Genomic DNA, 12,062 nt, shown 5'->3' with positions numbered 1-12,062 from the left:
TCTTTAACAATTTGGAAAGCTGATATATATCCCGAATATAATTACTTTATCAGTAATATATTCGAACGATGTTTATCTGGTGAGTGCGGTGTCGCGCTGTTACTCACATAACGATAAACATCACCGAGCATTTATTCTCCTCGAATAAATGTTCAACCTTGAAATAAGACTTCCTTATCTTATTTCATCTAATTCAAGTAGCTCACTATTAACACTTGTTGTTAATAAGAGTACGTGAAAATGTCAGACATGCATTTGATTGTGGATTTGTCTCCACAATACTTAAGACTACTTAGGGTTGTATGGTTAAGTGACTAAGCGTATGTGGTGGATGCCTTGGCAGTTAGAGGCGATGAAAGACGTGTTAATCTGCGATAAGCGTAGTTAAGGTGATAAAAACCGTTATAGACTACGATTTCTGAATGGGGAAACCCAGTGTCATAAGACACTATCACTGTGTGAATACATAGCACAGTGAGGCAAACCGGGAGAACTGAAACATCTAAGTACCCCGAGGAAAAGAAATCAACCGAGATTTCCTTAGTAGCGGCGAGCGAACGGGAATTAGCCCTTAAGCGGCATGGCGTCAGTGGAATGTTCTGGAAAGGACAACGATACAGGGTGATAGTCCCGTACACGAAGACAAAATGTTTGTGAAATCGAGTAGGTCGGCACACGTGAAATGTTGACTGAACATGGGGGGACCATCCTCCAAGGCTAAATACTCCTAACTGACCGATAGTGAACCAGTACCGTGAGGGAAAGGCGAAAAGAACCCCTGTGAGGGGAGTGAAATAGAACCTGAAACCGCATACGTACAAGCAGTGGAAGCCTTCGGGTGACTGCGTACCTTTTGTATAATGGGTCAGCGACTTATTTTTTGTAGCAAGGTTAACCGATTAGGGGAGCCGTAGCGAAAGCGAGTGTTAACTGCGCGTTTAGTTGCAAGGAATAGACCCGAAACCCGGCGATCTACCCATGGGCAGGTTGAAGGTTGAGTAACATCAACTGGAGGACCGAACACACGTATGTTGAAAAATGCGGTGATGACTTGTGGGTCGGAGTGAAAGGCTAATCAAGCCGGGAGATAGCTGGTTCTCCCCGAAATCTATTTAGGTAGAGCCTCGGACGAACACCATTGGGGGTAGAGCACTGTTAAGGCTAGGGGGTCATCCCGACTTACCAACCCTTTGCAAACTCCGAATACCAATGAGTGATATCCGGGAGACACACGGTGGGTGCTAACGTCCGTCGTGAAGAGGGAAACAACCCAGACCGCCAGCTAAGGTCCCAAAGTCATAGTTAAGTGGGAAACGATGTGGAAAGGCCCAGACAGCTAGGAGGTTGGCTTAGAAGCAGCCATCCTTTAAAGAAAGCGTAATAGCTCACTAGTCGAGTCGGTCTGCGCGGAAGATGTAACGGGGCTAAACTATGCACCGAAGCTGCGGATTCAAAATTTATTTTGAGTGGTAGGGGAGCGTTCTGTAAGCCGTTGAAGGTGAGTTGAGAAGCTTGCTGGAGGTATCAGAAGTGCGAATGCTGACATGAGTAACGATAATGGGGGTGAAAAACCCCCACGCCGAAAGACCAAGGTTTCCTGTCCCATGTTAATCAGGGCAGGGTAAGTCGGCCCCTAAGGCGAGGCGGAAACGCGTAGTCGATGGGAAACAGATTAATATTTCTGTACTTCTTTATATTGCGACGGAGGGACGGAGAAGGCTAAGCAAGCACGGTGTTGGTTATCCGTGTGAAAGTATGTAGGTTGAGAACTTAGGCAAATCCGGGTTCTTAAGACTGAGATACGAGACGAGACTCTACGGAGTTGAAGTTGTTGATGCCATGCTTCCAGGAAAATCTTCTAAGCTTCAGATATAAAGGAACCGTACCCCAAACCGACACAGGTGGTTAGGTAGAGAATACTAAGGCGCTTGAGAGAACTCGGGTGAAGGAACTAGGCAAAATAGTACCGTAACTTCGGGAGAAGGTACGCTGGCTCTTGTGAAGGACTTGCTCCGTAAGCATAGGTCAGTCGAAGTAACCAGGTGGCTGGAACTGTTTATTAAAAACACAGCACTGTGCAAAATCGAAAGATGACGTATACGGTGTGACGCCTGCCCGGTGCCGGAAGGTTAATTGATTGGGTTAGCTCTGCGAAGCTCATGATCGAAGCCCCGGTAAACGGCGGCCGTAACTATAACGGTCCTAAGGTAGCGAAATTCCTTGTCGGGTAAGTTCCGACCTGCACGAATGGCGTAATCATGGCCACACTGTCTCCACCCGAGACTCAGTGAAATTGAAATTGCGGTTAAGATGCCGTATACCCGCGGCTAGACGGAAAGACCCCGTGAACCTTTACTATAGCTTGACAGTGAACATTGCTCCTACATGTGTAGGATAGGTGGGAGGCTTTGAAACTTTGTCGCCAGATAGAGTGGAGCCAATCTTGAAATACCACCCTTGTATGCGTGATGTTCTAACCTAGGGCCCTTATCGGGCTTGGGGACACTGTCTGGTGGGTAGTTTGACTGGGGCGGTCTCCTCCCAAAGAGTAACGGAGGAGCACGAAGGTTGGCTAAGTACGGTCGGACATCGTACGGTTAGTGCAATGGCATAAGCCAGCTTAACTGCGAGACAGACACGTCGAGCAGGTGCGAAAGCAGGTCATAGTGATCCGGTGGTTCTGTATGGAAGGGCCATCGCTCAACGGATAAAAGGTACTCCGGGGATAACAGGCTGATACCGCCCAAGAGTTCATATCGACGGCGGTGTTTGGCACCTCGATGTCGGCTCATCACATCCTGGGGCTGAAGTCGGTCCCAAGGGTATGGCTGTTCGCCATTTAAAGTGGTACGCGAGCTGGGTTTAGAACGTCGTGAGACAGTTCGGTCCCTATCTGCCGTGGGCGTTTGAGAATTGAAGAGGGCTGCTCCTAGTACGAGAGGACCGGAGTGGACGAACCTCTGGTGTTCCGGTTGTATCGCCAGATGCATTGCCGGGTAGCTACGTTCGGAACTGATAACCGCTGAAAGCATCTAAGCGGGAAGCAGGCTTTGAGATGAGTTCTCACTGGGAATTTAATTCCCCTAAAGGGTCGTTGGAGACTACAACGTTGATAGGTCAGGTGTGTAAGGGTTGCGAGGCCTTGAGCTAACTGATACTAATTGCCCGTGAGGCTTAACCATACAACACCCAAGTGGTTTTGTTGTATGCTGACATGAATCGGTGAATAACATCGACATGAGTGCATTCATGCACGACATCACGTACTTGTGATACTTGAATTAACGGATACATCAGCCTTCTAAATTGTAATCAATTCGCCTAGCGACAATAGCGTTGTAGAACCACCTGAACCCATGCCGAACTCAGAAGTGAAATGCAACTGCGCCGATGGTAGTGTGGGAGTTCCCATGTGAGAGTAGGACATTGCTAGGCACCTATTACTGAAAAGCCCGCTCTATTGAGCGGGCTTTTTGCATTTCAAAAGAATATTCTTTATTTAAGTCTTTTCTTTTAAGGTTGCTTTAACGCATAATAAAATAAAACTTCTACTTATGCGTAAATTTTTCCTATCCCCAATACTTATTGCTTTCGTTGCAACTTCGTCAAATGCTGTAAGCATAGAAAAACAGGCTTCTAATTTTGACATTGAATTTGTCGAAGGTAATCAATTAATACTAAATGCCAATGCCTCAGTTGCTACTATTGATAACTTTCTTTATGAACAAAGCGGAGGCGACAGTACTACTGAGATTAGTCTAAATCCAAGTGTTTTTTTACAAGCACATAATGAAACTCATTTGGGGCAATTTTTTGGCGAAGTGATTAATCGGCAGTACGGTGATTTTGATGAAGATGACCATACCGATAAGTCTGTTTTAGCGAAATATTTTTATAAATTAGCCTCAGATCATAGAGCGTTTGTTTCATTGTCATTTGATGAAATATATGAATTTAGAGGGCGAGGATTGACTAAAGGTATTGCGAGCTCGGTCGATAAAGGTGATACGGTTGAAAGTACTTTAATAAATGCGGGTTACCAATACGGTCGTGTTGATAGTGTTAGTCGTTTAAATGCCTTGTTAGGGCAAAAACAAATTGAATACTCAACGCGGAAAAGCTTAACGCAGTTATATAAAAATACTCGTGACTTTGTGTTAATCGACTTAGACTATTTAGTCGGTGCAAAAACATATTTGTCTTTCAGTGCAGAGTACAATCAATATGAATATGAAAACAATTCTGCTTTAGATAAAGATGTTATTTATGCAATAGGTGGTATTAAGTGGAAACCAAGTGCTGCGAGTGAATTAGATATTTTGATAGGTACAGAACAGATTAAATTTAATTCGAACCAGAGTGATGAAAGTAAATTTAAATGGCGCTTAAACTATAATTGGATGCCATTTGATTATTTTAACTTCAGTATTTCTTCCGGAAGAGCTACAGATACAAAAGCGGAACTGGGTAGTGACTTTAAAGTAAGCGATAGTTATACAGCTTCTGCCAACTATAAAATAAACGAATTTTTCAGTTATAAAATTTCGGCGAGTCTAATTGCGAGCGAAATTAGCCTAGAAGAGCAAATTAGAAACGAAGATAGTTTGCGATTTTTAACAGGACTCCAATTTAGATATAGTGAAAAATTTAATGCTTACATAGATTTCAGCTACAATGAACTAGAGAGTGACGTTGTTCAATTTGAGTTCGATCGCTCGCAAATAACAGTAGGATGTAATATTAGCTTTTAATATGAATTATCGAGCTATTGTACGAATTTTGACCGCGAGTGTGCTTTTACTATATACTTGTACGTTCGCCGCTGCGACAGATTATTTGTTGGGAGCAGGAGATAAAATATTAATTAGTGTATATGACGAACCTGATTTAAAGACTGAAGTTAAAATTGATAAGTCTGGTTTAGTATCTTTTCCTTTTTTGCCTGATATTAACGTGTTGGGGTTAGCTACTGTGCAAGTAGAGAAGATTATCAAAAAAGGATTAGAAGGTGACTATTTAGTTCATCCTCAAGTATCAGTATCAATTCTTCAGTATCGGCCTTTCTTTATTCATGGAGAAGTTAAAAGGCCTGGTGGGTATCCATATCAGGATGATTTGAGATTAGACAAAGCTATTGCGTTAGCCGGAGGGTTATCAGCAAGAGCATCTAAATCTGCATGGAAGATTACCCGTATAGTCGACGGCAAAACGGTCACAATAGAAGCAAGTATCGCTACCCCCGTTTTTCCTGATGACATCATAAGCATTGAGCAAAGCTTTTTTTGAGTAGTATAGATAACACAGCGACATCATATAATTTTGCTGACGATGATGTTTCCTTAAAGGAGCTGTTAAGCCCTTTATGGAATAGGCGTTGGAAAATTGTAACGTTAACACTGTTGGTTTCACTAACGGTGGCTTTTTATGTGAGCTTATTAAAGCCCAGATATCAAAGTAGTGCCATTCTACAAATTGGTAGTAATATAAGTGCAAATGCACTTTCTCTTAACGATGCGCTTAATAACGAAACAGCGGCATCCTACGAACTTATCCAAACCCAATATGAAATATTACGTTCGCGAAAATTTGCGGAACGCGTGGTAGCGCAGCTTAATTTGATCGAACATCCAGAATTTCGAGTAAATAAATATAATGACAAACTCCCATTTTTAGCTGATGGGGATTTATCGGAAAAACCTTCGTTATCTTCTGTTGTTGGGCAGTTTAGGTCTCAACTGACAATTAGCCCTATTTCCGATACTGAACTTGTAAAAATAACTTTTAAATCGTACTACCCAGAGTTAACGATGAAAGTTGCTAATCAAGTTGGACAAACGTATTTACAATATCAAAACGAAATTCATAGTTCGACAAAGGAAAATACTTCCCAGTGGCTTGTTGACCAACTAGAAGAACTTGGAATGAAATTGGATTCTTCAGAACTGGCCCTTCAGCAGTTTATTGAATCTGAAGGCCTGGTAGATGTAAATGGTATTTCTGGCTTGGTAAGCGATGAAATAGGCGCGTTGACTGCAGCTAGTATCAAAGCCGAAAAAGAAAGGGATGATTTGAAGGTTTCCTATGACTATATTAAACAACACAAAGGCAATCTTTCAAAGCTAGCTGAAATTAAAGAAGTTAATAGTCATAGTTCGTATATTCAATTAAGAAATGCACAGGAAAAAATAGAAAGAAAGATCTCTGAGTTATCTGGTCGATATGGTCCTAAACATCCTAAAATGCTAGCTGTCAGAGCTGAACTAGAAACTATTGAGGCGAGTATTCGTCAGCAAATTGAAGAGCATGTTCTATCAATTGAAAAAGAATATTTAACGACAATTGAAAAAGTTAAAGCGACAAAGAGCCGTTTAACAAGTGCTAAAGCTGATTTTTTACGATTAAGTCGACTAAAAAATCAATTCTCCCAATTACAGCGTGATGTAGATACCAATAAGGAACTCTATAACAGCTACTTAATACGTCTTAAAGAAACAGACGCTATGGGTAATTATACTGCAACTTTTTATGTCAGGTTTTTAGATAAAGCAATTACGCCTAAAGGGCCATTTGCACCCAGAAAATCGCTTTATGTAATGATGAGTTTTATATTGTCGCTTGTTGCTGTTTCATTATATGTCATTATGCGAGAGCTTCTAGGCGATACGCTGAATTCACGTCGTAAATTAGAAAACTTTAGTGAGGCGCCTGTTTTAGCAGTGCTACCAAGGTTTAAAACAAAAACGACAAAAGATGAAGATAACTATTTAACCGATAGTCGCTTTACAGAAGCAATAAGAACCTTGCGCACCTCTTTACTATTTAGCAGCGATAAAAAACCGCCTAAAGTAGTTGCTGTTACTTCTTCTGTGCCTAACGAGGGAAAATCTACAGTAGCGCTTCATTTGGCCCGTTCATATAGTGAAATGGAAAAGGTGTTATTAATTGAAGCTGATATGAGACACCCAACTGTAGCGAAAAACCTACATTTAGATCCGTTTCGACCTGGTTTATCCAACTTATTAGCCAAGACGCATCAAATCAATGAATGTATCGTAAGAGATAAGCATGTAAAATTGGATATTTTAACTTCGGGGATATCACCTGCAAATCCGCTAGCATTCTTATCCATGAAACGCTTTGATATGCTAATTAAGGTTTTCGGCAATTTTTATGACCGCATTATTATTGAAACACCTCCAGTTAATGCAGTAAGTGATGCTGTTATTATTTCGCGTGTTGTCGAAAGTGTTTTATATGTTGTTCACGGTACCAAGACTAAGCGAGAACAAATAACCTCGGGTTTACGCATGCTTAAACAGGCTAAGGCACCAGTAGAGGGGATTGTCATTAATCAAAGTGAAAGTATTGACACTTCGCGCTACCAAAACAAATACTATAATGACCGTGGCAACATTATAAAGTTACCTGTACGTAAACAAGGCTAACGTATAATTTCATTTCGTCATTTGCCTTATTGGCATGCTAAAATAAAATACTACTTTTTTAGCGCTAAATTACGACTAATATGCCAAGCAATCCTCAATCACCTATCAATACATTAGCTATTAGTGCTTTAAGTCCTGAGATAGTTACTATAAAAACTATTGAGGATTTGCAAAAACTAAACCTTATAACCAATAGTGAATATTATGTACTGGGTGAAGGAAGCAACGTCCTTTTTACCGAGCCTAAAACACCTAAAATTTTAAGGCCGTTAATAAAAGGCATCGAAATAGAAGAAGCTGAAAATTGTTTTTTACTTAATGTTGGTGCCGGTGAAAATTGGCATGAGCTAGTTAAATTTACTATTGAACGCGACATGCCTGGATTGGAAAACCTCGCACTCATTCCCGGGAGTGTTGGGGCAGCCCCCGTACAAAATATAGGTGCGTACGGTGTCGAATTCTCTGACTTTTGTTGTTCGGTCAATTGGTACAACTTTGGCAAGAAAAAAATAGAAACTTTTAATAAACATGCTTGTTTGTATGGCTATCGAAATAGTGTGTTTAAAGGAAACCTAAAAGGAAAAGGTATTATAGTTTCTGTAAAAATAGTAATTCCAAAGAAATGGACTGCAAAGTTAAATTATGCAGGATTAAATACTTTGCATAAAAATGTTACCCCAAGTGAAGTAATGGCAAAAGTCATTGAAATACGTGAAAGTAAACTACCTAATCCAAATGAGCTTGCCAATGCAGGAAGTTTCTTCAAAAATCCTGTTGTAGCACATGAGCAATTTACACAATTGATAGCAAAATTTCCTAATATACCAAACTATCCACAAGCAAATGAAACTGTGAAGCTAGCGGCAGGTTGGCTAATCGAACAGGCCGGTTTTAAAGGCTTTAAAATAGGTGATGCAGGTGTCCATAAAGACCAAGCATTGGTGCTTGTTAATTATGGTAGTGCCTCTGGGCGCGATATGATCAAACTTGCAAAATTAATCATTGAAAAAATTACAGAAAAGTTTGGCATAAACTTAGAGCCTGAAGTTAGGTTGGTTGACCAGTCTGGCGAATGTACTATTGAAGAGTTAATCGAAAATGTCTAAGCCTATTAGAGAAAGACTAGTTCAAGCACTTGCATCGGGGAAATTTGTTTCTGGTCAACTGATAGCTGATGAATTAGGCGTATCAAGGGCTGCAATATCAAAGCAAGTTTCGGCACTAAGTGATATCGGTTTAGATATCTTTAAAGTTCGCGGGAAGGGATATCAACTTGCACAGCCAATTAATTTGCTGGATAAGCAAGTTATTCTCGAGAATCTTAGAAAAATTAATTTAGAAAACCAGCTCGAAGTTCATACGCTAATTGATTCTACAAATGATTTTATTTTAAGAAAACTGCCAAATCAGATAGATACTGGGCAGGTGTGTATTGCCGAGTATCAAAGCGCTGGGCGTGGTCGTCGGGGCAGGCAATGGGTATCACCCTTTGGCTCTCACTTATACTTATCTTACTATCATTATTTAGAGCAGGGAATGTCTCAAGCCATGGGTTTGAGCTTATTAACTGCGTTGGCAATCAGTGATGCAATAAATGAACTTTACCAAATAGATGTCGAACTGAAGTGGCCGAATGATGTGTACTATCAAGGAGTTAAATTAGCCGGTATTTTAATTGATCTGGAAGGGCAAACTACAGGTGAGTGTCATAGTGTAATTGGTGTTGGCCTTAATCTAAACATGCCTGAACAAGCAGCATCATCTATTACACAAGCTTGGACCGATTTACAACGCCATATCGACATTGCAATTGATCGAAATGAGCTTGCCGCAAGTATTATCGCGTCGATTAGTAAACGACTTGCTGAGCAAGCAGACTTAGGTATTGATTCCATGCTTGATGAGTGGCATGAAAAAGATTTATTTAAAGATAAAACCGTGAAACTAATAACAGGTGAGAAAGTTCAACATGGCATCTGCCGAGGTGTTAATAGCTCCGGCGCACTGTTGTTTGAAATCGAAGGTCATATTAAACCAATATATGGCGGTGAAGTAAGTTTGCGAGGTGCAGATGCAATTATTGATTGATATAGGAAATACACGCACTAAATATTGTTTCGTAAAATCTGGTGAACTTTGTGAAATTGGCTACTGTGACAATACTAATATCTCAGAGCATTGGTTCAAAACTCATTGGCAATCGGTTAATCAAATTATATTAGCGTGTGTTGCAAATGAGCATTTAGCTAATTTGATTGTTCATTGGGCTGAAGCAAATAGAATTCCAATGAAGCGTCCCTGCACAGAAGCAGAAGCATTTGGTGTTACAAATGGCTACAAAAAACCAACGCAATTAGGCGTTGATCGATGGTTAGCTATGCTTGGTTCACAAAAGCTAATGCCAAAACAAGCCTGTTTAATTGTCGATGCAGGAACGGCAACAACGGTTGATTATCTAGATCGTCAAGGCATGCACCTGGGTGGATGGATATTAGCAGGAGTCGATACTTTATTTAGTAGTATTCAATTAAATACTGAAAATGTATTAGGGCAGAGCGCAGATATAGATTCACTCGCATTGGGGCTTTCGACAAATGATAACTTAGCCCAAGCAGCATGGGCTGCAACACTTGGCCTTATTACCCAAGCTATAAATTTACTTGAAAAGCAGCTACTCCCTATCGATAAAGTTATTATTACGGGTGGTAATGGAAAGCAGCTTATCAAGTTACTTGATATTTCAGCAGAATATGACAGTAAACTAGTCTTTCATGGTTTAAGTTGTTTTTTGGATAATCAATAATTTTTCTTACAGATGCGTAAAAAAACGCCAAATAAACGTATTTATAAAAAATTTTAATTTTAACTATTGCAAGCCTTAAAACATTACACTAGAATGCGCACCACTTAATGTAGTGCCGACTTAGCTCAGTTGGTAGAGCAACTGACTTGTAATCAGTAGGTCGCCAGTTCGACTCCGGCAGTCGGCACCATTAATACTTCTTCGGAAGTAAGACAAGAATATTGGAGGGGTTCCCGAGTGGCCAAAGGGATCAGACTGTAAATCTGACGGCTCCGCCTTCGGTGGTTCGAATCCACCTCCCTCCACCATTTTTATGCAGAGATATTCCGGTAGAATGCGGACGTCGTATAGTGGTAATACCTTAGCCTTCCAAGCTAAAGCTGCGGGTTCGATTCCCGCCGTCCGCTCCATTCTTTGTACATAGTGCTGATATAGCTCAGTTGGTAGAGCGCACCCTTGGTAAGGGTGAGGTCGGCAGTTCGAATCTGCCTATTAGCACCATTTCTTAGAAATTCTATCCATATATCTTTATTTAAAACTTAATAACTTTTAATTTTTACCTTGAGGTATATAAAGTGGCTAAAGAAAAATTTGAACGTTCGAAACCGCATGTTAACGTTGGTACTATCGGACACGTTGACCACGGTAAAACTACTTTAACAGCTGCTATCTCTGCAGTATTAACGAAAGCTTTCGGTGGTGATGTTCGTGACTTCGCACAAATCGATAATGCTCCAGAAGAGCGTGAGCGTGGTATTACAATCAATACATCTCACATCGAATACGATACAGAGACTCGTCACTACGCACACGTAGACTGTCCAGGTCACGCGGATTATGTTAAAAACATGATCACAGGTGCTGCACAAATGGACGGCGCGATCTTAGTAGTAGCTGCTACAGATGGCCCAATGCCACAAACACGTGAGCACATCTTATTATCACGTCAGGTTGGTGTACCTTACATCATCGTATTCATGAACAAATGTGACATGGTAGATGACGAAGAGTTATTAGAATTAGTAGAGATGGAAGTACGTGAACTTCTTTCAGAATACGATTTCCCAGGTGATGACTTACCAGTAATCCAAGGTTCAGCATTAGGCGCACTTAACGGTGAAGCACAATGGGAAGAGAAAGTATTAGAACTTGCTAAAGAGTTAGATACTTACATTCCAGAGCCAGAGCGTGCAATCGATGGTGACTTCATCTTACCAATCGAAGATGTATTCTCAATCCAAGGTCGTGGTACGGTTGTAACTGGTCGTGTAGAGCGCGGTATCATCACAGTAGGTGACGAAGTAGAAATCGTAGGTATCAAAGAAACTACAACAACTACTTGTACTGGTGTAGAGATGTTCCGTAAGCTTCTTGACGAAGGTCGTGCAGGTGAGAACTGTGGTGTATTATTACGTGGTACTAAGCGTGAAGAAGTTCAACGTGGTCAAGTATTATGTAAGCCTGGTTCAATCAACCCACACACTAAGTTCGAGTCAGAAGTATACGTACTAACGAAAGATGAAGGTGGTCGTCATACACCATTCTTCAAAGGTTACCGTCCACAGTTCTACTTCCGTACAACTGACATCACAGGTGCAGTAGAGCTTCCTGAAGGTGTAGAAATGGTAATGCCAGGCGACAACTTAAAGTTTGTTGTTGAGCTAATCAACCCAATCGCGATGGACGAAGGTTTACGCTTCGCAATCCGTGAAGGTGGCCGCACAGTAGGTGCTGGTGTTGTATCTAAAGTTATCGACTAATATCGATAAACACTAGAATACACAGAAAAAGGTCGCGTAAGCGGCCTTTTTTGT

7 protein-coding genes, 4 tRNA genes and 2 rRNA genes are annotated in these 12,062 nt (G+C 41.0%); all 13 read left to right on the top strand.

The window, feature by feature from the left end; translation table 11 throughout:
* Positions 1 to 304 precede the first annotated feature (304 nt).
* Positions 305 to 3,182: ribosomal RNA gene (locus tag HII17_RS17455) — 23S ribosomal RNA — on the top strand.
* 138 nt (positions 3,183 to 3,320) lie between these two features.
* A 5S ribosomal RNA gene (gene rrf, locus HII17_RS17450) occupies positions 3,321 to 3,435 on the top strand.
* Between the two features lie 119 nt (positions 3,436 to 3,554).
* Positions 3,555 to 4,751 (top strand): hypothetical protein, encoded by a 1,197-nt coding sequence (locus tag HII17_RS17445; RefSeq protein WP_169076651.1) that lies wholly within the window; start codon positions 3,555 to 3,557, stop codon positions 4,749 to 4,751.
* 1 nt (position 4,752) lies between these two features.
* Entirely contained in the window at positions 4,753 to 5,286 is a 534-nt protein-coding gene (locus HII17_RS17440; protein WP_169076650.1) for a polysaccharide biosynthesis/export family protein, read from the top strand.
* On the top strand, positions 5,283 to 7,445 hold the full coding sequence (locus HII17_RS17435; RefSeq protein WP_169076649.1) for a GumC family protein: 2,163 nt from the start codon (positions 5,283 to 5,285) through the stop codon (positions 7,443 to 7,445). Before HII17_RS17440 ends, HII17_RS17435 begins: the two co-directional genes overlap by 4 nt.
* 80 nt (positions 7,446 to 7,525) lie before the next feature.
* Positions 7,526 to 8,551, top strand: a complete 1,026-nt coding sequence (gene murB / locus HII17_RS17430) for a UDP-N-acetylmuramate dehydrogenase (protein WP_169076648.1) — start codon at positions 7,526 to 7,528, stop codon at positions 8,549 to 8,551.
* Entirely contained in the window at positions 8,544 to 9,533 is a 990-nt protein-coding gene (gene birA, locus HII17_RS17425) for a bifunctional biotin--[acetyl-CoA-carboxylase] ligase/biotin operon repressor BirA (protein ID WP_169076647.1), read from the top strand. Before murB ends, birA begins: the two co-directional genes overlap by 8 nt.
* Entirely contained in the window at positions 9,517 to 10,248 is a 732-nt protein-coding gene (locus HII17_RS17420) for a type III pantothenate kinase (RefSeq protein WP_169076646.1), read from the top strand. The genes birA and HII17_RS17420 overlap by 17 nt, the downstream gene beginning before the upstream one ends.
* Before the next feature lie 114 nt (positions 10,249 to 10,362).
* Positions 10,363 to 10,438, top strand: a tRNA-Thr gene (locus HII17_RS17415).
* 33 nt (positions 10,439 to 10,471) lie between these two features.
* Positions 10,472 to 10,556, top strand: a tRNA-Tyr gene (locus tag HII17_RS17410).
* A gap of 28 nt (positions 10,557 to 10,584) precedes the next feature.
* Positions 10,585 to 10,658: transfer RNA gene (locus tag HII17_RS17405), tRNA-Gly, on the top strand.
* A gap of 15 nt (positions 10,659 to 10,673) precedes the next feature.
* Positions 10,674 to 10,749: transfer RNA gene (locus tag HII17_RS17400), tRNA-Thr, on the top strand.
* 74 nt (positions 10,750 to 10,823) lie between these two features.
* Positions 10,824 to 12,008, top strand: a complete 1,185-nt coding sequence (tuf, locus tag HII17_RS17395) for an elongation factor Tu (RefSeq protein WP_169076645.1) — start codon at positions 10,824 to 10,826, stop codon at positions 12,006 to 12,008.
* The last annotated feature ends 54 nt before the right edge of the window (positions 12,009 to 12,062 follow it).

The organism is Thalassotalea algicola, assembly GCF_012932965.1.
Taxonomy (GTDB): domain Bacteria; phylum Pseudomonadota; class Gammaproteobacteria; order Enterobacterales; family Alteromonadaceae; genus Thalassotalea_F; species Thalassotalea_F algicola.
Note: the sequence above shows the minus strand (reverse complement) of the source record. Positions and strands in the feature narration are given on the sequence as shown.